General features: G+C 70.3%; 22 protein-coding genes and 1 pseudogene. 15 read left to right on the plus strand and 8 right to left on the minus strand.

Annotated features, from left to right (window positions below; translation table 11 throughout):
- Window positions 1-73 precede the first annotated feature (73 nt).
- The 5 genes from VGW35_03275 to VGW35_03295 form a co-directional block, all read right to left on the minus strand.
- Window positions 74-898, minus strand: coding sequence for an ABC transporter permease subunit (locus VGW35_03275; protein ID HEV8306664.1), 825 nt, complete (start codon window positions 896-898; stop codon window positions 74-76).
- 2 nt (window positions 899-900) lie between these two features.
- The gene (locus VGW35_03280) at window positions 901-1,677 is read right to left on the minus strand and encodes an ABC transporter permease subunit (GenBank protein ID HEV8306665.1); all 777 of its coding nucleotides are present in this window, start codon (window positions 1,675-1,677) and stop codon (window positions 901-903) included.
- 122 nt (window positions 1,678-1,799) lie between these two features.
- The gene (locus VGW35_03285) at window positions 1,800-2,786 is read right to left on the minus strand and encodes an ABC transporter substrate-binding protein (protein ID HEV8306666.1); all 987 of its coding nucleotides are present in this window, start codon (window positions 2,784-2,786) and stop codon (window positions 1,800-1,802) included.
- Window positions 2,783-3,595 carry an ABC transporter ATP-binding protein gene (locus tag VGW35_03290; GenBank protein ID HEV8306667.1) on the minus strand — a complete coding sequence of 271 codons (813 nt, stop codon included), beginning with the start codon at window positions 3,593-3,595 and terminating at the stop codon, window positions 2,783-2,785. Before VGW35_03290 ends, VGW35_03285 begins: the two co-directional genes overlap by 4 nt.
- Before the next feature lie 67 nt (window positions 3,596-3,662).
- Entirely contained in the window at window positions 3,663-4,370 is a 708-nt protein-coding gene (locus VGW35_03295; GenBank protein ID HEV8306668.1) for a class II aldolase/adducin family protein, read from the minus strand.
- A gap of 251 nt (window positions 4,371-4,621) precedes the next feature.
- Between VGW35_03295 and VGW35_03300 the strand changes: the two genes are divergently transcribed.
- From VGW35_03300 to VGW35_03350, 11 genes are all read left to right on the plus strand, one after another.
- Window positions 4,622-5,683 carry an LLM class flavin-dependent oxidoreductase gene (locus VGW35_03300; protein ID HEV8306669.1) on the plus strand — a complete coding sequence of 354 codons (1,062 nt, stop codon included), beginning with the start codon at window positions 4,622-4,624 and terminating at the stop codon, window positions 5,681-5,683.
- A gap of 13 nt (window positions 5,684-5,696) precedes the next feature.
- Window positions 5,697-6,797, plus strand: coding sequence for a cupin domain-containing protein (locus tag VGW35_03305; GenBank protein HEV8306670.1), 1,101 nt, complete (start codon window positions 5,697-5,699; stop codon window positions 6,795-6,797).
- A 23-nt stretch (window positions 6,798-6,820) separates the two neighbouring features.
- On the plus strand, window positions 6,821-7,669 hold the full coding sequence (locus tag VGW35_03310) for a fumarylacetoacetate hydrolase family protein (protein ID HEV8306671.1): 849 nt from the start codon (window positions 6,821-6,823) through the stop codon (window positions 7,667-7,669).
- A 13-nt stretch (window positions 7,670-7,682) separates the two neighbouring features.
- On the plus strand, window positions 7,683-8,129 hold the full coding sequence (locus VGW35_03315; protein HEV8306672.1) for a DoxX family protein: 447 nt from the start codon (window positions 7,683-7,685) through the stop codon (window positions 8,127-8,129).
- A 10-nt stretch (window positions 8,130-8,139) separates the two neighbouring features.
- Window positions 8,140-9,378, plus strand: a complete 1,239-nt coding sequence (locus tag VGW35_03320; protein HEV8306673.1) for an amino acid ABC transporter substrate-binding protein — start codon at window positions 8,140-8,142, stop codon at window positions 9,376-9,378.
- Between the two features lie 18 nt (window positions 9,379-9,396).
- A complete protein-coding gene (locus VGW35_03325) occupies window positions 9,397-10,143 on the plus strand; it encodes an ABC transporter ATP-binding protein (protein HEV8306674.1) in 747 nt (248 codons plus the stop codon).
- 10 nt (window positions 10,144-10,153) lie between these two features.
- Window positions 10,154-10,891, plus strand: coding sequence for an ABC transporter ATP-binding protein (locus VGW35_03330; protein ID HEV8306675.1), 738 nt, complete (start codon window positions 10,154-10,156; stop codon window positions 10,889-10,891).
- 204 nt (window positions 10,892-11,095) lie between these two features.
- The gene (locus VGW35_03335; GenBank protein HEV8306676.1) at window positions 11,096-11,983 is read left to right on the plus strand and encodes a branched-chain amino acid ABC transporter permease; all 888 of its coding nucleotides are present in this window, start codon (window positions 11,096-11,098) and stop codon (window positions 11,981-11,983) included.
- On the plus strand, window positions 11,962-12,924 hold the full coding sequence (locus VGW35_03340; protein HEV8306677.1) for a branched-chain amino acid ABC transporter permease: 963 nt from the start codon (window positions 11,962-11,964) through the stop codon (window positions 12,922-12,924). The genes VGW35_03335 and VGW35_03340 overlap by 22 nt, the downstream gene beginning before the upstream one ends.
- Window positions 12,925-13,205: 281 nt before the next feature.
- Window positions 13,206-14,195 carry a 4,5-dihydroxyphthalate decarboxylase gene (locus tag VGW35_03345; protein ID HEV8306678.1) on the plus strand — a complete coding sequence of 330 codons (990 nt, stop codon included), beginning with the start codon at window positions 13,206-13,208 and terminating at the stop codon, window positions 14,193-14,195.
- 70 nt (window positions 14,196-14,265) lie between these two features.
- The gene (locus tag VGW35_03350) at window positions 14,266-15,315 is read left to right on the plus strand and encodes a 2-dehydropantoate 2-reductase (protein HEV8306679.1); all 1,050 of its coding nucleotides are present in this window, start codon (window positions 14,266-14,268) and stop codon (window positions 15,313-15,315) included.
- Window positions 15,316-15,451: 136 nt separating this feature from the next.
- On the opposite strand, the gene VGW35_03355 is transcribed toward VGW35_03350, so the two are convergent.
- Window positions 15,452-15,982 carry a CBS domain-containing protein gene (locus VGW35_03355; protein HEV8306680.1) on the minus strand — a complete coding sequence of 177 codons (531 nt, stop codon included), beginning with the start codon at window positions 15,980-15,982 and terminating at the stop codon, window positions 15,452-15,454.
- Window positions 15,983-16,154: 172 nt separating this feature from the next.
- On the opposite strand from VGW35_03355, the gene VGW35_03360 reads away from it, so the two are divergent.
- The 4 genes from VGW35_03360 to VGW35_03375 all read left to right on the plus strand — a co-directional run bounded on the left by VGW35_03360 (window position 16,155) and on the right by VGW35_03375 (window position 19,776).
- The gene (locus tag VGW35_03360) at window positions 16,155-16,790 is read left to right on the plus strand and encodes a hypothetical protein (GenBank protein ID HEV8306681.1); all 636 of its coding nucleotides are present in this window, start codon (window positions 16,155-16,157) and stop codon (window positions 16,788-16,790) included.
- On the plus strand, window positions 16,784-17,374 hold the full coding sequence (locus VGW35_03365) for a D-arabinono-1,4-lactone oxidase (protein ID HEV8306682.1): 591 nt from the start codon (window positions 16,784-16,786) through the stop codon (window positions 17,372-17,374). The genes VGW35_03360 and VGW35_03365 overlap by 7 nt, the downstream gene beginning before the upstream one ends.
- A gap of 237 nt (window positions 17,375-17,611) precedes the next feature.
- Complete coding sequence (locus VGW35_03370) at window positions 17,612-17,752, plus strand: hypothetical protein (protein ID HEV8306683.1); 141 nt, start codon at window positions 17,612-17,614, stop codon at window positions 17,750-17,752.
- Window positions 17,753-17,769: 17 nt separating this feature from the next.
- A complete protein-coding gene (locus tag VGW35_03375; GenBank protein ID HEV8306684.1) occupies window positions 17,770-19,776 on the plus strand; it encodes a glycosyltransferase family 39 protein in 2,007 nt (668 codons plus the stop codon).
- Window positions 19,777-19,786: 10 nt separating this feature from the next.
- Here the strand turns inward: VGW35_03375 and araD are convergent.
- Together araD and VGW35_03385 are read right to left on the minus strand one after the other, a co-directional pair.
- Window positions 19,787-21,518: pseudogene (gene araD / locus VGW35_03380) on the minus strand (L-arabinonate dehydratase).
- A 7-nt stretch (window positions 21,519-21,525) separates the two neighbouring features.
- A complete protein-coding gene (locus VGW35_03385) occupies window positions 21,526-22,464 on the minus strand; it encodes a dihydrodipicolinate synthase family protein (protein HEV8306685.1) in 939 nt (312 codons plus the stop codon).
- Window positions 22,465-22,679 lie beyond the last annotated feature (215 nt).

The raw sequence follows: 22,679 nt of genomic DNA on the forward strand, positions 1-22,679 counted from the left end.
CTCCAGCGTGCCACGGTTGAAAAGCCGCATCAAGAGCCACCGCGGCCGCCGGCCGGGCAGCGCCGCGCGGACATCAGAAGAAGAGTCCTGGTTCCGCGGACACGCGCCGGTGAGGGGTCAGGCGGCCGAGGAGACAGCTCAGAGCCCCGTTGATCGCGGCGGCGATCAAGAAGATCACGAGGAACAGCGAGTACATCTCGGCGATCCTGAACTGGCCGTAATAGCTGATGGCCAGGAACCCCAGCCCGGCCTGGGCGAGCTTCGTCTCCGCCAGCAGCGCGCCGGTCACCGCGGCCCCCAGACCGATCCGCAGCCCCCCCACGATGTACGCCGTCACCGCCGGCAGATAGACCCGGGTGGTGATCTTCCACCGCGTCGCGCCGACCCCGCGGGCGACCGCGAGGTAGACCGGCTTCACTTCGCGCATGCCGGCCATCGTCAGGAGCGAAATGGGAAAGAAGGCCGCCAGCGCCCCCACCGCGAGCTTCGAGTGGACTCCGATCCCCAGGAAGAGGATGAAGACCGGCAGGACGATGATCTTGGGGATCACCGCCAGGTAGAGGATCAACGGCTCGGCCACGGCGATGAGGGCGGGCCGGCTCCCGACGGCCAGGCCGACGGGTATGCCCAGGACGGCGCCGATGACCACGCCTCCCCCCACTTCGTAGAGGCTGGCGGCCAGGTGGGGAAGGAGGACCGGAGTGCTCACGTGGAGCCAGAAGGCGCGGCCGATCGCCGCCCAGGAGGGGAAGAGGTCCGGCACGAAGAGACCCGTCCGGCCGATCAGCTCCCAGCCGAGGGCCGCCCCCAGGATCAGCAGGCCCGGGATCGCCACCGGGCTTCGCCGTGGTCGCGCGATCCACCGAGCGGCGTCGCGGCTCGCGCCGGCCGCGGCCACCGCTACCTCCGCACCCACCCTTCGGCCCGGTTGATCACGTACAGGAACCCGACCGACAGGACAACGGCTCCCGCCAGTCCCGCGTAGACCTGCCCGATGTCGAACCGGTAGGCGGAATCGGAGATCCACATCCCCAGACCACCCACCTGCACGACGTACTCGAGCCCGATGACCGACTTCAGGATGTAGGTCAGGCCCAGCCGGCATCCGCTGAAGACCGTCGGCGCGGCCGCCGGGATCACGATGTGGCGGAAGGTCTGCCGGGACGAGAGGCTCAGGCTGCGTCCGACCCGGAGCAGGACCGGGCTGATGTGCTCGAACGCGCCCTTGGTATTGATGGCGATCGGGATGAAGCCGAACACGGCCGAGAGCGTGATGATCGCGGCGCTCGTCCGCCCGAAGAGGACGAGAAAGATCGGATAGGTGAGGATCACCGGCGAGGCGAAGAGCGCGCCCAGCAGGAGCTCGGTGCTCCGCCCCAGCGCCTGATGCTTCCACAGGAAAAAGCCGGCCAGGAGACCGGCGACCGTCGCGGCCAGCAGAGCGGCGGCGATCTCGTAGAGGGTGACCAGGATCATCGTCGACACGCGCCCACTCACGACCTCGCGCCAGAGAATCTGAAGCGCCTGGGACGGGGCGGCCAGGAAGAACGGATCGATCCACCGGCTCCGGACGACGCCCTCGACGAGAAGCAGGCCGCCCAGGACGATTGCCAACCGCGCGATCGAGAGCCGGGCGCCTTCGCCACGCAGCCGTCGGATCAACCGCGCGCAGGGCATGACCGAACCGCCGCGCTCGCGCTGGTCCACTCCGAGCGCGGATTTCGCCCGCGGGCCCACCCGCCCAGCCCGAGAGGTGGAGAGGTCACTGGGAGCGGGCCGTCGAGGGCCCCTCCCATGAGCTACGGGACATACCGGAGATCGATCAGCTTGTCCAGCTCGGCCTGGCCGAGGGGCTGGGTGAGGAATTTGAACTTGATGGCGTCCTCCACGGTGGCGGGGATCCCCTTGATGGGCTTCAGCGCAACCGACGCGCGGGGATAGAAGTCGATGGCCTTCACGGCGGTCGCCTCCGAGATGTCGAGCTTGCCGTGCTGGATCCAGATTCTCGCCGTCTCCGCACGGTTCGCGAACATGTAGTCCATGGTCTTGCCGTATGCCCTCAGGAAGGCGCGCACCGTTTCGGGGTTCCGCTCCGCCCAGTCGCGGCGGGCAAAATTGACCCGGACCGTCACCTCCCGGAGCTTCTCGATCTCCTGTCCCTTGAAGACGATCTGGATCTCTCCCTTTTCGAGCCGATCCATGAACAGCGGAACGGCGGCGAATCCCGCTTCGGCCTGGCCGGTCTTGATGGCCGTGAAGATGTCGGGCATCCGGCCGAGCGCCACGGGGTACGGCCCCGGGAGTCCCCTGGCCTTGAGCTGATCGACGACCGCCAGCACGGCCTGGTGGCTCGAGGAGCCCGGGTTACTGAACGCGATGCGCTTACCGGCGATGTCTTCCATCCTTCGATAGGGGGTGGTGGCCATCGAGTACCAGTACAGGTCATCGGCCCCGGTCATCTCGGCGGAGATGATCCGGACCGGCGCGCCTTTCTGGAAGGCGCTCATGACCGCGAGCGTCCCGGTGCCGATCGCGATCTGGACGCTGCCGGAGACGACCGCCTGGACGTTCTCGCCGCCCCCGGCCACGATCACGGTCTCGACGTCGAGCCCGACCTCCTTGAAGAACCCCTTCTCCTTCGCCACCGCGAAGATGAGACCCGTATCGAAGAGCACGGCGTGCGGGGACGCCACCACCAGCTTCGTCTCGGCGGCGGCCAGACGCCACGGGAGGACCGCCAGGAGCGCGACCACCAGCACCTCGGCCGCCCATCCGGATCTCGTCATCGTCGACCCCCCTCCGTGAAGGAGCGCTCCGTCTCGTGGAATCCCTTCAGGGACTCCGTCCTCAGGGTGCCCCAGATGCGCCCGACCAGCTTGCCGAAGCGGTCCGAGGCGATGATCGTCGAATCTCGAGGCCGCGGCAACTCGATGGCGACGGTCTCCTTGATCCGTCCCGGCCGCGCCGTCATCACCACCACGCGGTCCGAGAGCTGGACGGCCTCGTTGATGTTGTGGGTTACGAAGAGCACCGTCTGGCGAAGCCGCTCCTGGAGTCGGAGCAGCTCTTCGCCCAGGATGATGCGCGTCTGCTCGTCGAGCGCACCGAACGGCTCGTCCATCAGCAGGATCTTCGGCTCCATCACCAGCGCGCGGGCGATGGCGACCCGCTGCTTCATCCCGCCCGAGAGCTCGGCGGGGTATCGATCGGCGAAGTCGGACAGCCCGACCAGCCGGATCATGTCGAGGGCCTTCTGCTCCCGCTCGGCTCTCGGCACGCCTCTCATCTCGAGGCCGAACGCCACGTTGCCGAGCGCGGTGCGCCAGGGGAACGTGGATTCCTCCTGGAACACGACGCCGATGGCCGCCTGGGGCCCCCCAACCCGCTGCCCGTCGACGTGCACTTCGCCCGCGTCACTCCGGACCAGCCCTCCCGCGATGCCGAGGAGCGTGGACTTGCCGCAGCCCGAGGGGCCGATGATGGAGACGAACTCTCCCTCCGCGACTTCCAGGGAGATCTCCGAGAGCGCCCGCACCGGACGCGCGTCGTCGTCGGAAGAGCCGAAGGTCTTGCTGACGCCCTCGACGACGAGCATCGCGCGTCCGGGAAGGGCGCCGGCCGGCACGAACGCGCTCAGGCCCGGGCGGCGGCGGCCGGCGCCGTCACCGCGCCGCCACCCTCCGCTTCCAGAGCTCCCACGCACGCTCGAAGGACCCGATCGTCGCCTCGGCCTGCCGCGCCTCCTCCCCGGCCAGGTACGTCACGTCGCCGCCCAACGCGATCGCCTGGGCCTGAAGCCGGGCGTTCAGCTCCATGTAGATGGCGCGGCCCACGGCGTGGGGCAGCGAGGTCCCGGTCACCACCGCGCCGTGGCCCCGCATGAGGGCGGCGCCATGGGTCCCGACGACCCGGGCGAGCGCGCGGGCGAGCTCCGGAGTCCGGACGAGCATGTCCGTCATCCCGCCGGCCTGGCGGATCTCGAAGACCGGCACCCCCTCGCCCAGGAACGCGCTCATGTGATAGAGCGCGCGCAGGGAGATCGTGCTGGCCGCGAACGGGATGACCGACGGCGAGTGGTGGTGGACGACGGCGCCGACGTCCGGCCGGGCCCGGTAGATCTCACCGTGGATGAACCGTTCGAGGTACAGGCGCTGTTCCCGCCCGCCCTCCAGAGGGTTGCTGTCGAGGTCGAACTCGAGCACGTCGTCGGTGGTCACCAGCTCCGGCGCCCGGGAGCGCGCGAGGAGATAGCGCTGGGCGTCCCCGGCCTGCCGAACGCTCACGTGACCGTATCCGTCGAGCACTCCCTGGTCGGCCAGGATCCGGTTCGCGGCCACCAGCTCCTCGATCGACTGCGGGTCGACGGCCATGCCACACCTCCGGGTCGACGGTGCGCGCCTGCTAACCCCAATCGGTAAATTGCCGAAGCGCGTCTGCCCCAATTTCCCTCTCCCCCACCACGTCGCGACATTTGCCGATCAGGGCTAACATACACCAGCGCCGGCGCGGGGAGCCATCGACCGCGCGGGGAGCGGGGTCCTTGACCGTCCCCGGAGGGCGGGCTACTCTGACCGCACGGCTCGCCGGCCGGCTTGCCTACCGCCTCCCAGGGGAGAACGCGATGAAGTTCGGGATCGACTACTTCCCCGACGCCCAGCCCGACCGAGTGTCCGGCCAGCAGTACTTCGCCGACGTCCTCGATCTGGCGGAGTACGCCGACGGGCTCGGGTACGACAGCGTGAAGATCGTCGAGCACTACTTCACCTCCTACGGCGGCTACAGCCCGGACCCGTGCCTGTTCCTGGCCGCCTGCAGCCAGCGGGCGCGGCGCCTGCGGATGGTCACCGGCGCCGTGCTGCCGGTGTTCAATCATCCCCTGAAGCTCGCCGGTCAGCTCACCATGCTGGACGCCATCAGCGGCGGCCGGCTCGACGTCGGCATCGCGCGCGCCTTCCTCCCCTACGAGTTCGACGCCTTCGGGATCTCGATGGAGGAGAGCCGGGCGCGCTTCGAAGAGGGGATCGAGGCGCTCCTCCGCTTGTGGACGGAGGAGAACGTCACCTTCGAGGGAAAGTTCCACCGATTCAGGAACGTCACGTCGCTCCCGCGACCGACCCAGCAGCCTCACCCCCCGATCTGGATCGCCGCCGTGGTCAGCCCCGAGTCGTTCGCGTGGACGGGCCAGCGCGGCTACAACATGATGGTCGTCCCCTACCTCGGCGAGCACCACGAGCTGGCCGAGAAGCTCGACCTCTACCGCCAGAACTACCGCGAGCACGGACACGAGCCACACCGGGGGCCGGGCGAGGTCATGATGGTGCTCCACCTCTACGTGGCGCCGACTCGCCAGGCGGCGCGCGAGGAGTGCCGGCCCTACATGGAGCAGTACCTCCGGAACTTCAAGGCGTCGGCCCGGTCCTGGACGGGGCGGCAGTCGGGGCAGTACAAGCAGTACTCCGCGCTGGAGCAGATGCTGGACGAGATCACCTACGAGCGGGTGCTGGCCGAGACCCGGGCGTTGATCGGCGACCCGGACGACGTGGCGCGACAGCTCACCTACATCCGCGACACCTTCGGCGAGGTCTACCCGAGCTTCCAGATCAACTTCGGGATGATGGAGCAGGCCAAGGCGCGCCGGAGCATCGAGCTGTTCGCCCGGCACGTCATGCCCCACTTCCGCTGACGGGAGAGTCGTCATGGAGAGCCGTCCGACCGCGACCCCCACGCCGACCGCGGAGGCGCAGGCCTTCCACAAGGAGCTGGAGCGGAACCACCTGGTGGCGCTCTGGACCGTGACCCGGAACCTCCTGCCCAAGGAGCCGAAGAGCCGGTGCCTGCCGCATCTGTGGCGCTGGGATACCGTGCTGCCCCTGGTCAAGCAGGGAGCGGAGCTCACCCCCCTGAGCCGGGCGGCCGAGCGGCGGGTCCTGGGCTTCATCAATCCCGGGCTGCCCGACCGGTACGGCGCGACCCACACGCTGTGGGCCGGGTTCCAGTACGTGCTGCCCGGTGAGGTGGCGCCGGCGCACCGGCACTCTCCGGCGGCGATCCGGTTCGTCATCGAGGGTGAGGGCGCCTTCACGACCGTGGAGGGCGACAAGTGCGTGATGGCGCGGGGGGACCTCGTCCTGACGCCGCCCTGGACGTGGCACGACCACGGCAACGAGTCCGCCGACCCCATGCTCTGGCTCGACGGCCTCGACCTGCCCATGGTCGGGGAGCTCGAGGGGCAGTTCTACGAGCCGTTCGTCGCCGACGTCCAGCCGGTCGGGAAGCCGGTCGGGGACTCCGAGCGCCGGTACGGCGTCGGCCAGCTCCGCCCGACCTGGGAGCGATGGACCGGTCCCCACTCGCCGCTCCTCAACTACAAGTGGGCCCGGACCGAGGAAGCCCTCCGCCGCCTGGCGACCGTCGACGCGAGCGCCTTCGACGACGTGGCGATGGAGTACATCAACCCGCACACCGGCGGCCCCCTCATGCCGACCCTCGCGTGCTGGATCCAGCTCATCCGTCCCGGCGCCCGGACCCGTGCCCACCGGCACACCGGCAGCGCCGTCTACCTGGTCTTCGAGGGCCGCGGCGAAAGCGTGATCGACGGCCAGCGCTTCGACTGGCGGAAGGGCGACCTCTTCGTGGTGCCGACCTGGGCCTGGCACGAGCACGCCAGCGCCGGCGGCGAGGCGATTCTCTTCTCGGTCCAGGACACGCCGATCATGCAGGCCCTCGGGCTCTATCGGGAGCAGGCCTACCCGGAGCACGACGGGCACCAGCCGGTCACGCGCGTGTTCGAAGGCTGAGGCGGCTCCGACCGGGACACGCGATGCGACTCGTCGTCTACGACGACAGCCGGCTCGGGCTCCTCCGCGACGAGACCGTCGTGGACGTGAGCGATCTGGTCGGCGCCGGTGGAGCCGGGTGGCCGCCGGTGTTCCTCCTGCACGCCATCGCCGGATTCGACCGGCTCCGGCCCCGGCTCGAGGAGGCGCTCGAGCGCCGCCGCGGCGTGCCGCTCGAGCGGGTGCGGCTCGGCGCCCCGGTCGTCTGCCCGAGCAAGGTGATCGCGGCGCCGGTGAACTACCGGCTCCACATCGAGGAGATGCGACCGCTGGTCAAGGGCGACCTGCACGCCATCGAACGCTACGGCGTCTTCCTGAAGGCGCCCTCGTCGGTGGTCGGTCCCGGCGCCACCATCGAGCTGCCGTTCCCCGACCGCCGAACGGATCACGAGGTGGAGCTGGGCGTCGTGATCGGGCGAACGGCCCGCGACGTGCCGGCGGCGGCCGCCATGGACTACGTCTTCGGGTACACGGGCGTGATGGACATCACCGTGCGCGGCGACGAGGACCGCTCGACTCGCAAGTCCTTCGACACCTTCACGCCGGTGGGACCCGCGCTGGTGACGGTCGACGAGATCCCCGATCCCCACGCCCTCCGGCTCCAGCTCTGGGTCAACGGCGAGCGGCGCCAGAACGGCCACACGGGGGACATGATCTGGAAGATCCCGAAGCTCATCGAGTACGCCTCGCACGTGATGACGCTGTACCCCGGCGACCTCTTCTCCACCGGCACCCCCGACGGCGTGGGCCCCCTCAGGCCGGGCGACGAGGTCACCATCGACATCGAGCGCATCGGCAGGATGTCGGTGAGGGTCGAGCTGCGAAAACGCTGACCAGGGAGGGCGCATGCTGTACCGGCTCGCGGGCGCGGAGCGGTGGGCGGTGGTCATCCTGCAACTCTTCCTCGGCTTCATCTTCGTGATGCACGGGGCTCAGAAGCTCTTCGGGCCCGCCTTCTACGGGTTCCCCTGGGAGGGCTACGTCGGCTACTTCAACAAGCTCGGCATCACGCCGGCGCCCTTCTGGGTGTGGGTCGTGACGATCACGGAGTTCTTCGGCGGCATCTGCCTGTTCTTCGGGTTCCTGACGCGCGTCTGGGCCGCCGGGCTGGTGATCGACATGACCGTGGCCATCCTCAAGAATCACATCAAGATCGGGTTCTTCTGGCTGACCCCGGGGGGCGGCCTGGAGTTCCCCCTGACGCTCGGCGTGCTGGCGCTGGCCGTGTTTCTCCTGGGTCCCAGCTTCCTCTCGGTGGACCGGGCCATCGGCCTGGAACGGCGCAATGCGTAGGAGGACAGGGATGATCCAGTCGAGACGGATGCCCGCGATTCTGCTCGCGTTCGCCATCGGGCTCTGGCTCTCCGGATCGGTCGAGGCCCAGCGCCCCGACCGCATCAAGGTCGGCGGCACCGTGGCCGTCACCGGCCGATTCTCGAGCGACTGGGGCCCGGGCATCATCGAGTTCATGAAGGGCTGGGAGAAGCTCGTCAATGCCGAGGGCGGCGTGTTCGTCAAGGAATACAACGCGAAGCTCCCCATCGAGCTCACGCTCTACGACGACGAGTCGAGCCCCGAGAAATCCGTCGAGCTGTACGAGAAGCTGGCGGCCGTCGACCGTGTGCACCTCTTCCTCGGTCCCGGCTCGAGCCCCATCACCCTCCGGGCGTCCACCGTGGCCGAGCGGCTCAAGATCCCGATGATCCTGGTGGAGGCCAACAGCCCGGTCATCTATGCCCGGGGGTTCCAGTGGATCGCCGGGGTGGACCGGCCGGCCCAGTACTGGTCGATCCCCTACTTCGACCTGATGCGGGAGCTGCGGGACAAAGGTGTCGTCAACTACCGGACCATCGCCTTCCTGATCGAGGACAATCCGCACACCAAGGACGTCGCCGAGGGCGCGCTCGAGCTGGCCAAGAAGGCCGGGCTGGAGGTCGTGGCCGTCGAGTCGGTGCCGTTCCAGACCAGCGACTTCTCGGCGGTGATCGCGAAGTTCAAGCAGCTCAACCCGGACATCGTCTACTCGTCGGGCTGGACGGTGACCAGCGTCCCGTTCGTGAAGCAGATGAACGAGCTGGGACTCAAGCCCAGGGAGCTCCACGTCATCCACCTGGTGCCGGAGTTCGCCCAGCAGGTAGGGGCGCGGCTGTCGGAGGGCGTGACCGGCGAGACCCACATCGCGCGGAAGCACCTGGACCAGCGCTACCTGACGATCCTCAAGCAGCTCAACGTGGACGATCCGTATCCGTTCAAGTCGCTCGTGCTGCCCATCCGCTACCTCGCGCTGGAGACGGTGCGGCGCGGGATCGAGGCGGCGGGGACCCTCGACCGCGAGAAGTTCATGGCCGCGCTCCGGACCCTCCAGTTCGACACCCCGCATGGCCCCCACCGGTTCAATTACAACGTGAAGCTTGGCAACCGGGTCCTCAACGGGATGGGGGAGAAGTACCTGTACGCGGCCCAGTTCCAGAACGGGAAGGTCGTCATCATCGCGCCGGCCGCGGCGGCGGACGGCCCGTACCGGCCCGCCCCGCGCCAGTAGCGGCGGGGCGCGGGCCTGGTGGCCCTGCTCGAGGTCCAGCACCTTGCCAAGCGGTTCGGCGGCGTCCGGGCCCTCGACGACGTCAGCCTGGAGGTCCAGGCGGGGCAGATCGTCGGCCTGATCGGCCCCAACGGCGCGGGAAAGACCACCGTCTTCAACGTCGTCTCCGGGGTCCTTCGCCCCGACAGCGGGCGGGTCCTCTTCCGCGAGCAGGACATCACGGGCCGCCCTCCCCACGCCGTCTGTCGCGCGGGGATCGCCCGGACCTTCCAGGTCGTCCAGCCCTTCGCGCGCCTCACCGTGGCGGAAAACGTTGCCGCCGGCTGGCTCTTCGGGCGCCGGGGCGCCGACGCGCGGATCAGCCGGGCCGCCGCCGAGGCCCGGGCGCGCGAGCTCCTGGACTACGGCAAGCTCGGCGGCAAGGCCGGCCATCCGGCCGGCACCCTGACGCTGTCGGAGCGCAAGCGCCTGGAGATGGTACGCGCCCTGGCCACGGGCCCCGACCTCCTGCTCCTGGACGAGGTCCTCGCCGGCCTCAATCCCCAGGAGACCGAGGAGATGAGCGCGATCGTCCGGCGGCTCGTCCGCGATCTGGGGCTGGCCATCCTCCTCATCGAGCACAACGTGCGGGCCGTGCTGGCGCTCTCCGAGCGCGTCGTCGTCCTCAGCTACGGCACCGTGATCGCGCGCGGCGAGCCGGCCGTGGTGGCCCGGGACCCCGGGGTGATCACCGCGTATCTGGGCGAGCGCCGCGCGCCGGGCTGAGGCGTGGTCCTTGTCTGAGCCCGGCCCAGTCCTGCTCGAGGTGCAAGACCTCCGCGTCTCCTACGGGGACCTCCGCGTCCTCTGGAGCGTCAGCTTCACGGTCGCGGCCGGCGAGGTCGTCGCGCTGATCGGGCCGAACGGGGCCGGCAAGAGCACCACCCTCAAGGCCATCGCCGGCCTGATCCCGGTCGAGGCCGGCCGCGTCACCTTCGACGGCGCGTCCCTGCTCGCCGAGCCGCCCTATACGCGGATCCGGCGGGGACTTTCCCTCGTCCCGGAGGGACGCGGCCTCTTCCCGGCCATGACGGTCCAGGAGAATCTCGAGCTGGGCGGCTTCGCGGCGCCGCCCCCCGAGGGGCTCCGGGCGGCCCTCGACCGGATGTGCGGGCTCTTCCCCGTCCTGGCCGCCCGTCGCGGTCAGCTGGCCGGCACCCTGTCGGGGGGCGAGCAGCAGATGCTGGCCATCGCGATGGCGCTCTTGTCGCGGCCCCGGCTCCTGGTGCTGGACGAGCCGTCCCTCGGCCTGGCCCCGCTCGTCGTGGACCACCTCTACCAGACCGTCGCCCGCCTCAAGCGGGATGGGCTCACGATCCTCCTCGTGGAGCAGCAGGTCTACCTCGCGCTCGAGCTGGCGGACCGCGCCTACGTGCTGGAGACCGGACGGATTCGGCAGGAGGGAACGGGACGGGCGCTGCTCCGGGACGCCCACGTCCAGGAAGCCTACCTCGGGATGGCCGCCGCCGGATGACGCCGCAGACGGCGCTGGACCTGCTGCTCGGCGGCATCTCGCTCGGCGGAGCGCCGTGCCGATAACCTTCGCATCCCGTCGTCCTCGGTCGTCGGCGCGCCTCAACGTATGCGGCATACGCCTCGGCGCGCCTCCTCCCTGCGTCCTAGGGCTGCTCGGTTCTCGGCCCGGCGCACGTTGCCGCGATAGCGCCACAGGTAAGGAATGCAAATAGCGCTGGACCTGCTGCTCGGCGGCATCTCGCTCGGCGGCATCTACGCGCTCGTCGCCTTCGCCCTCTCCCTGTCGCTGGCCACCACCCACGTGCTGAACGTCGCCCATGGGACCTTCATGGTCCTGGGGGCCGCGCTGGCCACCCTCCTCTTCCGCGTGTCGCCGGTGGCGTGGCCCCTCGGCGTCCTGGCCCTGCTGCTGGCGTTCGCCCTCCTCGGTCTCGGCTTCGAGGCGGCCTTCGTGCGGCCGTTCGCGGCGAAGTCCCCGGATCAGATCCTGGTCGGGTCCATCCTGGTGACGTTCGGCTTCGCGCTCGCCGTGGAGGCCCTCCTCGGCTACTACTGGGCGCGGTGGGTGGACCCTCAGCCGGCCTTCTCCCTGGCCTTTCCCCTCGCGCGCATCACCGTGCTCGGCGTCGCGGTCTCCGGCACCCGGCTGACGATCCTGCTGGCCGCCGCCGGCGCCATCGCCGGCTTCCACCTCTTCCTCCGCAAGAGCGCGCTCGGCCGGGCGATCCGGGCGGTGGCCCAGAACTACGCCGGCGCCGTGATCCTGGGCGTGAACCCCCGGCGGGTGTCGCGGGTGATCTACCTGGCCGGGATCGTCGCGACCGCCGGCGCCGGCGTCCTGCTGGCGCTGGCCATTCCGCTCGAGCCATATTCGGGCTTGCGGCTGACGCTGGTGGCCATGACGATCGTCGTGATCGGCGGCGTCGGCAGCCTGCCCGGCGCCCTCCTGGGTGGAGGTCTCCTGGGAATGGCCGAGGTCCTCACCGCCTACGCGCTCGGCTCCGTCTGGTCGCCCGTGGTCTCGTTGCTCGTCTTCTTCTCGGTGCTGGTGGTGCGCCCGGAGGGGCTGTGGGGCCGCCGCCCCGGGTAGCGTGGGCCGCGGCCGCGCTCGGCCTGGTGGCGGCGCTCGCGATCCCGCTGGTCGGGACGCGGGACCTCGTGACGGCGGCGTTCTTCACGTTCCTCTACGTGGTCCTCGCGCTCAACTACGACATCCTCGGCGGCTTCCTGGGGTACATGAACCTCGGACAGGGGGCCTTCTTCGGTCTGGCCGCCTACGTGACCGTGCTCCTGCTCAACAGCGCCTGGCTCGACCGCCTCGGTCCCGCCGACATGCCGGTGGCCATCCTGATCGCCGCCGCCGTCACCGCCGCCGTGGCCCTCGCCTTCGCCTATCCCCTCTTCCGGCTGAGCGGCGCCTACTTCGCCATGGCCACCTTCGCCATGGTCCTCCTGATTCGCCACCTCATCCTCAACCTCCCGGACCTCACCGGCGGCTCCTACGGCGTCTACGTCAGCCCCCGCCACTACCTGAGCCTGCCGGTGGCGTACGCGCTCGCCCTCGGGCTCCTGCTGGCCTCGATCGCGCTGAACCGCGCCATCGCCCGGAGCCGGCTCGGCCTGGCCGTCACCGCCATCCGGGAGAGCGAGCTGGCCGCCTCCACCATCGGCCTCGACCTCTTCCGGGTGAAGCGCCGGGTGCTGGTCCTCAGCGCGGTCCCCTCGGCCCTGGCCGGCGGCGTCTTCGGCCTGCAGGCGGGCTACATCGACGTCGACGCGGCCCTCGGCGTGGACAAGACGCTCCTCCCGGTGATCATGGCGCTGATGGGCGGGAGCGGGCGAGTGGCGGGGCCGGTGGTGGGAGGGCTCCTGGTGCGCGGGGTCGACGTGGTCCTGAAGAACTACCTCCACCTGACCGTGCCGGCCCTGGCGATCTACGGGCTGATCCTCCTCGGCATCGGCCTCCTGCTCCCGGAGGGGCTCCTGAACTACGCGGGGCGGCGCCGGCGGTGGGCCGGGCGTCCGGCCTGACCCCACACCTTTCGACCCTGGGCGTGGACGGCGCGGGCCTGCCGGAGCTCGGGCGGGCGCAGCAGGCTCCCGACGTGATCGGCGCGATACCGGGCAGCCACGGCGCTACCGTAGCGACGCGGCGGGAAGAGCGTCAAGGGCGTCGAGAGGAACCACCTCGGTTGACAGGAGGGGATTCTCCCGCTAGTTCTTCGGAGGAGAGCGGGCGCTCCCTCCGACTCCAACCCTGGAGGCGCTGATGATGGTGAAACGGCTTCTGTGGTAGGGAACGGAGGCGGCCGATGCGCAAGGTCCCCCTGACCCTCGCCATCAGCGACTACGACCACGTCCGCGAGCTCACCTCGGGCGCGATCGCGCCTGAGGGGATCGAGCTGACGTGTCTGAACCTGACGGTGGAGGAGATCTTCTACCGCTTCGTGAGCTTTCGCGAGTGGGACGTGTCGGAGCTGTCGATGGCGAAGTACGTCGCGCTCGTCTCCCAGGGCGACGCCTCGCTGGCCGCCATTCCCGTCTTTCCGTCACGCATCTTCCGGCACTCGGCGATCTACGTCCGCCGTGACGGCGGCCTCCGCCAGCCGACCGATCTCGCCGGCCGCCGGGTCGGCGTGCCCGAGTGGGCGCAGACCGCCGGCATCTACACCCGCGGGGCGCTGATGCACCAGTACGGCCTCCGCCTGGAGGACGTCGACTGGTACCAGGCCGGCGTCAACCAGCCGGGGCGCCAGGAAAAGGTCGACCTCAGGCTGCCGCCGGGCGTGCGGCTCACCCCGGTGCGCGATCGGACCCTCGACCAGATGCTCCTGGCCGGTGAGCTGGCCGCGGTCATCACCGCCCACCCGCCGACGAGCTTCAAAGCGCAGCATCCGGACGTCGCGCGGCTCTTCCCGGACGTCGTGTCGGTGGAGGAGGCGTACTGGCGCGCCACCGGCATCTTCCCGATCATGCACGTGGTGGCCATCCGGCGAGACGTGCTGGCCGCGCATCCCTGGGTCGCGATGAACCTCTACCGCGCCTTCGAGGAAGCCAAGCGCCGGAGCATGGCGCGGACCCTCGACTGGAGCGCGCCACGCTTCCCCGTTCCCTGGGTCACCGAGCACGCGGCCCGGAGCCGCGCGCTGTTCGGCGAGGACTTCTGGCCGTACGGCGTCGACGCGAACCGCCCGACGCTCGAGGCCTTCCTCCGCTTCGCCTGCGAGCAGGGCGTGGCGCACCGGCCGGTCGGCGTGGACGAGCTGTTCCCGCCCGAGGTGCGCAGCACGTTCCGGGTATGAGGTTCCCATTCCCGGGCCGCCTCCCGGGCGTGGCGCGGATCGTGGGTGAGGCCTGCCCTCGGGGAGACACATGAGCAAGCTCCTCTTCGTCGGCGCCGGAGCCATCGGCAGCTACCTCGGCGCGTTCCTGTCCCGCGCCGGTCACGACGTGACGCTGATCGATCCGTGGGCCAATCAGGTCGAGACCGTCCGCCAGCGCGGCATCCGGGTGGCGGGACCGCACGAGCCCTTCGAAGCGCGACCGGCGGCGGTGCATCTCCACGAAGCGGCGCGCCTGGCGCGTGATTACGACATCGCGTTCGTCGCCGTGAAGGCCTATGACACGGCGTGGGCGACTCAGCTGGCGCTCCGGCATCTGGCGCCCGACGGCTATGCCGTGGCCGCCCAGAACTGCTGGCCGGACCCGGTGGTGGCAGCCATCGTCGGGGCTTCGCGGGCGGTGGGGCTGGTCATGTCCAAGATCGGCGTGGCCCTGTGGAAGCCCGGCCACGTGGAGCGCGGGGTGGAGACGGGGCAGAGCCAGGGGCACGACGTCTTCCGGGTCGGGGAGCACGATGGGCGCATCACCCCGCGCGTCGAGGAGCTCGCCCGCATGCTCTCGGTGGTCGACGGCGCCCGCGTCACCGACAACCTGTGGGGCGAGCGCTGGGCCAAGCTCTGCCAGAACGCCATGAGCAACCCGCTCCAGGCCCTGTCCGGGCTGGGCACGCTCGAGATCGTCTCGAGCGAGGTCGGACGGATCCTCACGATCCACCTGGGGGCAGAGTCGGCGCGGGTGGGGCTCGCCCTCGGCCACCGCGTGCCTCCGTTCACCGGCGCCAGGGCCGAGCAGTGGGCCGAGGCCGACCGGCCCGAGGCCTACCAGACCCTGGACCGGATGCTGACGCCTACCTCGGCGAGTCGCCGCACCTGGCGAGCCTCGATGGCCCAGGACGTGGCCAAGGGCCGTCTCACCGAGATCGACTACATGAACGGCTATGTGGTCGCGCAGGGTCGCCAGCGTGGCGTCCCCACGCCCGTCTCGGGCGCCGTGGTCGAGACGGTCCACGAGGTGGAGGGCGGGATCCGCGAACCGGCGCCGCGGAATCTCGAGCTCGCGCTGCGCCGCGCGGGTCTTTGATGGGAGGGGGCCTCGACGGCCCCCTCCCACACCCACCCCCGGGACGAGGTTGCCCGGGCGAAACCCGCGCTTGGAGTGGAACGAACCGGCGGTGGCTCGCCGCGGCGCGTGGTTACTCCGACGGGCTTCTCACAGCTCATCCGGCGTCGGTCTCCTGGGGCCGCTTGAGCTTGCCGCCCGGCCGGAGGTTCACGATCGCTTCGGGGAAGAGCTCGGCGAGCCACTGGACGATGTCGTTCACGGTCATGACCCCGATCGGGCGCCGCTCCGCGTCCACCAGCGGGAGGGTCCGGTAGCCCGCGTTGTGGAGGCGGTTGATGGCGTAGCAGATGAGATCGCCGGCAACCAGGGCTTCGGGATCGCGCGTCATCACCTCGCTGAGCCGCGTCTGGCGGGGGTCCCGGCCCGGCACCGCGACCCGGCGGAGCAGGTCACGCTCCGTGAAGATCCCGCTCAAGCGGCCGTCGGCGTCGACGACCACCACGGCCGCCCGGCGCTTCTCCGCCATCTGGGCGATCGCCTCGTGGACGGTGGCGTGCTCGGGCAGCTTGATCGGCTCGCTGGGGGCGAGCAGCTTGACGGTGTCGCTGACGAAGGCCCCCTCCAGCTTCCGAAAGTCGGTCTCGAGGGACTCGGAATACTCGTCGTGGAACTCGCTGAGGCTCATGACTCAGCCCTCCGAGGGACGGATCGCCTGAGGAGACTCTAAGCCGGCCGGGGGCGCGGGTCAACGCGGTCCGCGGGGGCACCTTTTTCGTGGGGCCGGAGTCGGGCCTCCTCCTACAATGCACTGGCGTGAGATCTCCCCACAGGCGGGCGGCGGCGGCCGAGCACCCGTGATGACCGAGCCCGACGTCACGCTGACCGACTACGGCCTGGCCGCGGAGTGCGCGCTGCTCGCGTACCTCGTCGGCCGTCTGGATCGCCCGCGGGCGGCCCTCCGGCAGCGGTTCGTCCTCTTCTTCGGCTCGGCCGGCCTGGCGGCGCTCCTCGGCGGGACGGTCCACGGCTTCTTCCTCGACCCGACGACGGCCAGCGCCCGCCTCCTGTGGCCGGCCACCCTGCTCGCGGTCGGCCTCAGCGCGCTGGCGGCCTGGGCGATCGGCGCCCGAATGCAGTTCACCGGCGCCGTCGCCCGGCGCCTCGAGGCGGTCGCCGCCGTGGAGTGGCTCGCCTACGCCCTGGCCGTCGTGCTGGGGGGCGCCCAGGCGTTCGCCTTCGTGATCCTCAACTACCTGCCGGCCGCCGTCTTCCTCTTCGTCGCGTTCGTGCTCGCCTACCGGCGGACGGGAGCGCAGCCGCTCCTCGTCGGCACGCTCGGGCTCGTCGGGACGTTCGTCGCCGCCGCGGTCCAGTATGGCCGGCTCGCGCTCCACCCGGTCTACATGAACCACAACGCCCTCTACCACGTGATCCAGGCCGGGGCCCTGCTCCTCCTCTACCAGGGGGCCCGGGCAGCGCGCGAGCGATGCTGACCCGGCGGCAGTTCCTGATCGGCGGCGCGGCACTCTACTACCTCTCCACGTCGGGCCAGCTCTACTGGTCGGACACCCACCCGCTGAGCGTGTACATCGGCGATTACCATCGGGCACTCGACCGGATGCTCGGCGCCACCGGGCGCGCCACCGAGATGATCTCCGAGATCTACGTGCCGCGGGGGGCGCTGGTCCGGTTCCTGGCCGACGCTCGCGCCGACTTCCGGGCTCATGAGGTCGACGTGATCTACGGGACCATCCGGCTGATCGAGCGGGACGACGAGAGCTTGCTGGCCTGGGCTCGGGACCGGTGGGCCTGCGTGATCTTCAACCTGCACGTCGTCCACAGCCCGGAGGGGCTCGCGCGGGCCGCCGCCGCCTTCCGCCGCCTCATCGACCTCGCGGTCCGCTTTGGCGGCAGCTACTACCTCACCTACCACCGGTGGGCCACCCGGCGGCAGGTCGAGGCCTGCTACCCGCAGTTCGCGGAATTCCTGCGCCTGAAGCGGCGATACGACCCCGAGGAGCGCTTCCAGTCCGAGTGGTACCGCCACTACCGGGCGATGTTCGCCGACGCCCTCTGACGTACACGACGAGGGGCCGGCCCGCGCGTCGGGACACCGCCGGAGCCCGGTCACCACGTCCACCAGACACCGGCGTGACTCCGACACGCCCCATGGCGCGCCAAGCCGGGGTTGGCTATGCTTGGCGATGCAGGTGGCGGGCCAGTCCGCCGCCAAGATAGCATTTGGACTGCCTACGTGCTCGCTACTGCCAGGCGCAGGCGATCCAGTTCACGCCCGGCCGGGCCTAGGGCCATCGTGGGCGCCAGCCGTCCCGAGCGGCTCCCCGCCACGCTGGCCGGCCCGCAGATGTCGCTCGATGCCGAGGAGCGCGCGGAGCTCGACGAGGTCTGGTACCGGCTGCCACGGGTCAGGCCCGGCTCGGGCCTCGTGCGCTAGGGGATCTCGCCCGCGCCGTGGTCGCTACTCTCGCCGTCCTCCTGACCGTCGGGGAGGTACTGGCGATCACAGCCTACGGTGTCGTGCTCCTGCAGAGCGCCGGGTACGGGCCGCGCCAGGCCCTGCCCGTCGCGCTGACGGCCACCCTGGGACTGCTCTCCTTCGTCGCGCAGTCGGTCTTCCTCCTCGGCGTCCCGTCGCTGCTGCCCGTGATCGAGGTGTCGATGCTCGTGGCGGGCGCCGTCCTCGCCAGGCCACACTGGCGTGGCGGGCGGCGGTTCCTCGAGTCGTGCCGCGCGCACCTCCGGGAAGAGTGGAGGACCTGGGTGTGGGTCGCGCCGGCGTGGGCCTACCTCGGCGCCGCGTCGATCCTCATCCCGGAGGGGAACTTCGACTCGATGCGCTACAACCTGGCGCGGGTCCTGCTTTTCGAGCAGGAGGGCACCCTCCTTCCCACGCACTTCTCCGAGTTCAACCAGGTGGTGTTCCCCGTCGGGGGAGACATCTTGCGGCACTTCGTGCTCCGCTACGGCACCGACTTCGGCATCGCGTTTTTCAGCCTGCTGGCCCTCCTCAACATCGCCGCGAGCAACTACGCGCTCGCCCGGGCCGTCGCCTCGCGCGCTTCCGCCCTCACCGCGACCTTGATCGTGTCCTCGGCGCCGCTGCTGGTCTACCAGGCCACCGGAACGAAGCCCGACATCCTGGCGGCGGCCGTGGCGTCGACCAGTTTGCTGCTGGCCTTCCGCATCCACCAAGGCCCGCGCGCTCTCGACCTCCTCCTGTTCGTGCTCGCGCTCTCGTTCGGCCTGTCCGTCAAGACCACCTATCTCGCTTTCGGACTGCCGCTGGCCTTGGCCGTGGTGGCGCACCTGGTGCGCCATCCGCCTGCTCCGGGATCCCTGCGCATCGGCTGGCAACGGGCCGGAATCGCGATCGTCATGGTGGCGGTCCTCTCGCAATCGTGGCTGTTCGTCCACAACTGGCGCCGGTGGGGGAACTGGGCCGGCCCGAAGGAATTCGCCGCCACCTACACCCACACGGACGGGGCCGTCGGCGCCGGCGCCAATCTCGTCCGGTATGCGGTGCAGTCCATTCAGGTGCTGTCGTCCACGGACGAGGTCGCCCGCGTGATGACCGGCCACACGCCGAGCGCCGCCGTCGAGGGCGTGTATCGGAAGACCCTCGAGCCCCTTCTCGGCCTCAAGGGAATGAGCTCGAGCCGCGGGATCTCCCGGCTGGAGATCACCCCTCGCCGATGGGGCGACGGCGAGAACGGCGCCTGGTTCGGTCCCCTGGGCTTCCTGATCGTGTTTCCTTCCCTGGCGTTGGCGATCGCCCGCGGCCGTTCGCTCGCGCGGCTGGCCGGCCTGGTGGTGGCCGCCTCGGTCCTGCTGATCGCCCGCTTCGTGGCCTGGATGCCCTGGAACGGCCGTTTCTTCGCCATGTCCTTCGCGGGCTGTGGACCTTGCGTGGCGTTCGCCATCGAGCGATACGCGCCGGGCAGGCGCACGCAGACCGCGTTGCGGGTCCTCGCGTGCGGCGTGCTCTATTACGGGTGTTGCTTCAACACGGCGAAGGACCTCCTCAGCCCTCGCGACGTGCTCGAGAGCATCCAGGCCGCTCGGCCGCTGCCCGGCCTCCTCCGCGACAGCATCTGGTACCGGACCCGCGGCGGCCAGGACCGGGACTTCTACAGCCGACGCCACTTCAGAGACGACCGGGTCGCGATCGTGAGCCGTGAGCTCCAGGCGGGCTCACGCGTGGCGGTGGTGGTGGGAGCGAACGCCTGGGTCTATCCCTTCATGCAGAAACGCCCTGACGTGCGCTTCCTGCTGGTAGGCCACGGGCAGGAGCCGCCGGCGTCCGTCGATTACGTGCTCTGTGTGAACGTGGCCTGCACCAGGGACCGGTTGCCGCCCGACGCGGAGATCCTGTGGTCGGCCAGCGGATCGCCCGCGGGGCGGGTAGGCGCCCTGGCCGCCCTGGGCTGCCCGCGCGGCAAAGGCTGCCCTGGCAGTTGACGCGCGCCGCTCAGTGGATCTCGGGCTCGGGGATCGGGGCCGTACCCTCCAGGAAGTCGAAGTCGCACCCCTTGTCGGCCTGGGTGACGTGACGGGTGAAGAGGGCCCCGTACCCGCGCGGGTACCGGGGCGCGGGCGCGATCCAGGCGGCCCGCCGGCGGTCCAGCTCGGCCTCGTCGACCTTCAGCGTGAGACGCCGGGCGGGGACGTCGAGTTCGATGAGGTCGCCGTCCCGCACGAGGGCGAGCGGGCCGCCCACGAACGATTCGGGAGCGACGTGCAGCACGCAGGTGCCGTAGCTGGTGCCGCTCATGCGAGCGTCGGAGATCCGCACCATGTCCCGCCCGCCTTGCCGGAGCAGCTTGGCCGGAATCGGCAGCATGCCCCACTCCGGGAAGCCCGCCGAGGGGGCCCGCGTTGCGGAGGACCAGCACGGAATCGGCGTCGACCGGTAGCCGCTCGTCGTCGACCCGGTGCTCCATGTCGTTGTAATCCTCGAACACGACGGCCGGCCCGGTGTGGGTGAGGAACCGGGGGTCGCAGGCGCTGGTCTTGATGACCGCGCCATCGGGGGCGAGGTTGCCGCGCAGCACGGCCAGCCCGCCGTCCGGCTTCAGCGCGCTCTTCGGTGAGCGGATCACGTCGGGGTCGACGACTTCTGCCCCCGCGATGCTCTCGCCGAGCGTCTGGCCGGTGACCGTCCGCTCCTCGAGATGAAGGTAGGGCGCCAGCTCGCCCAGCATCGCCCGGAGTCCGCCCGCGTAGTAGAAGTCCTCCATCAAGTAGGTGCCCGAGGGCCGCAGATTGCAGAGCAGCGGCGTCCGCCGCGAGATCTCGTCGAAGTCGTCCAGGGTGAGCGCCACCCCCGCCCGCCCGGCCATCGCGAGCAAGTGCACCACCGCGTTGGTGGAGCCCCCGAGCGCGATCAGAAGCGTGATGGCGTTCTCGAAGGCCCGCCGGGTGAGGAGCTCGCGCGGCCGGAGATCCTCCCACACCATCTCCACGATGCGGCGCCCGCAGGCGGCGGCCATCCGGCTGTGGGCGGCGTCGACGGCGGGGATGGACGACGACCCCGGCAACGCCAGGCCGAGGACCTCGACCAGGCTCATCATGGTGGCCGCCGTGCCCATGACCATGCAGGTTCCGGCCGACCGGGCGATGGCGCCCTCGATCTCCCGCCATTCACAGTCGGTGATGCGGCCGGCGCGGAGCTCGGCCCAGTACTTCCAGACGTCGCTGCCGCTGCCGAGGACCTGGTCGCGCCAATGGGCCTTCAGCATGGCCCCGGCCGGGAAGTAGATGGTCGGGAGATTCGCGCTGGTAGCCCCCATGATGACGCCCGGGGTGGTCTTGTCGCAGCCCCCCATCACCACGCAGCCGTCGACCGGATGGGAGCGCAAGATCTCCTCCGTCTCGAGCGCCAGGAGATTCCGGTACAGCATCGTTGTCGGCTTCTGGAAGATCTCCGACAGCGAGATTGCGGGCAGCTCGAGCGGGAAGCCTCCGGCCTGCCACACCCCCCGCTTGATCTCTTCGGACCGCTGGCGGAAGTGGCTGTGGCAGGGGTTGATGTCACTCCAGGTATTGATGACGGCGATCACCGGCTTATCGGCGTATTCCTCCCGCTCGTAGCCCATCTGCGCGTTCCGGGAGCGATGGCCGAAAGCCCGCAGCGACTGGGCCCCGTACCACCGGTGGCTGCGCAGCTCGGCCGGCGTCTTGCGATTCGCGCGCTCCGGCATGGCCGACTCAGGCCACGGCGGCCGCGCCGAGCGCCCGATCGGCCTCGAGCAGCGCGACGGCTGCCTGGCGGACGCGCTCGTGATGCTCGGCCTCGAGGTTCGACAGGAGCGGGAGAATCGGCCCCATGTCGGCGATGCCGGCGAGGGAGACCGCCTCGTGCAGGACGCGGATCGGGGAGTAGGCATCGCGGCAGTCCTCGAGCGGCAGGTACCGCGCCCGGATACGCGCGGCCGTCTCCCAGTCCTTGCGCTGGCAGGCTTCGAGCAGCCGCGTCGATCCTCGGGGCGCCACGCAGACGGAGCCGGAGGTGAATCCGTTCAGCCCGAAATCGCGCAGGTGCGCGACCGCGGGCCGCTCGCCGATGCCGCTGACGATGGAGCGGGGATCCATGAGGTCCGTGAGCCGTGTGAGGAACGCGTCCTGGGCGGGATCCGACCGGACGATCGCATACTTGATCCCGGCCACCAGCCCGTCGTCGACGAGCATCTTCACCGCCTCGGGGGTCAGGTAGGCCTCGGCTTTGACGTAGACGATGATGGGCCGGGCGAGCGCCTCGGCCAGGCGCCGGAGACCCGTCGCCACGCCCGCCACCGTCGCCGGGAAGGTCAGGGGCAGGGCCATGGCGGTCGGGAAGCGCGACCCTCGCAGCAGCCGGGCCTGGTCGAGCATCTTGCCGAAGTCGGGCCCGACGGAGGGGATGATCCACGTGTCGGGCGCCGCCAGGCCGGTCAGCGCCTCCAGGATCTCGGCGTACTCGTAGAGCCCGATGTTGTAGAAGTTCGCGTTGCCTCCGTAGAGCAGGGTCGTCACCCCGCCGGCCTCGAGATGCCGGATGAGGGCGGCGTTGGCGGCGGGGTTGAACGACAGGTCGGCGTGACGGGCGAGCGGTGGCACCGCCATCACCGAGGCGGCCAGGTCATCACACGTGATCGATCGCGTCCTCACGAATCCCTCCTTGGTTGGCCGGGAGTTTCACCCGGTCCGCCCGGGCCCCGCGCCGTGTCAGCACCGCGCTCGCGGCCTCGCGACCTAACGTACGGGCGGCCTCTCGACCGTGTCAATCCCGTCCTGGCGGCGCGTGGCCGCCGATGTGCTCGCGATCACCGCATGACGGTGTGGGGGTCGTCGCGCCCTGGGCGCACGGCGCCGGGCTTGCCGAC

The organism is Candidatus Methylomirabilota bacterium (assembly GCA_036005065.1).
GTDB lineage: Bacteria > Methylomirabilota > Methylomirabilia > Rokubacteriales > DASRDR01 > DASYQW01.

What these genes read in the sequence shown, in the direction of transcription:
- VGW35_03365 (HEV8306682.1), top strand. Translation starts at nt 16,784, where the DNA reads ATGCTGACCCGGCGGCAGTTCCTGATCGGCGGCGCGGCACTCTACTAC.
- VGW35_03315 (HEV8306672.1), top strand. Translation starts at nt 7,683, where the DNA reads ATGCTGTACCGGCTCGCGGGCGCGGAGCGGTGGGCGGTGGTCATCCTG.
- VGW35_03360 (HEV8306681.1), top strand. Translation starts at nt 16,155, where the DNA reads ATGACCGAGCCCGACGTCACGCTGACCGACTACGGCCTGGCCGCGGAG.
- VGW35_03305 (HEV8306670.1), top strand. Translation starts at nt 5,697, where the DNA reads ATGGAGAGCCGTCCGACCGCGACCCCCACGCCGACCGCGGAGGCGCAG.
- VGW35_03290 (HEV8306667.1), bottom strand. Translation starts at nt 3,595, where the DNA reads ATGCTCGTCGTCGAGGGCGTCAGCAAGACCTTCGGCTCTTCCGACGAC.
- VGW35_03355 (HEV8306680.1), bottom strand. Translation starts at nt 15,982, where the DNA reads ATGAGCCTCAGCGAGTTCCACGACGAGTATTCCGAGTCCCTCGAGACC.
- VGW35_03285 (HEV8306666.1), bottom strand. Translation starts at nt 2,786, where the DNA reads ATGACGAGATCCGGATGGGCGGCCGAGGTGCTGGTGGTCGCGCTCCTG.
- VGW35_03345 (HEV8306678.1), top strand. Translation starts at nt 13,206, where the DNA reads ATGCGCAAGGTCCCCCTGACCCTCGCCATCAGCGACTACGACCACGTC.
- VGW35_03310 (HEV8306671.1), top strand. Translation starts at nt 6,821, where the DNA reads ATGCGACTCGTCGTCTACGACGACAGCCGGCTCGGGCTCCTCCGCGAC.
- VGW35_03300 (HEV8306669.1), top strand. Translation starts at nt 4,622, where the DNA reads ATGAAGTTCGGGATCGACTACTTCCCCGACGCCCAGCCCGACCGAGTG.
- VGW35_03320 (HEV8306673.1), top strand. Translation starts at nt 8,140, where the DNA reads ATGATCCAGTCGAGACGGATGCCCGCGATTCTGCTCGCGTTCGCCATC.
- VGW35_03350 (HEV8306679.1), top strand. Translation starts at nt 14,266, where the DNA reads ATGAGCAAGCTCCTCTTCGTCGGCGCCGGAGCCATCGGCAGCTACCTC.
- VGW35_03295 (HEV8306668.1), bottom strand. Translation starts at nt 4,370, where the DNA reads ATGGCCGTCGACCCGCAGTCGATCGAGGAGCTGGTGGCCGCGAACCGG.
- VGW35_03280 (HEV8306665.1), bottom strand. Translation starts at nt 1,677, where the DNA reads ATGCCCTGCGCGCGGTTGATCCGACGGCTGCGTGGCGAAGGCGCCCGG.
- VGW35_03335 (HEV8306676.1), top strand. Translation starts at nt 11,096, where the DNA reads ATGCAAATAGCGCTGGACCTGCTGCTCGGCGGCATCTCGCTCGGCGGC.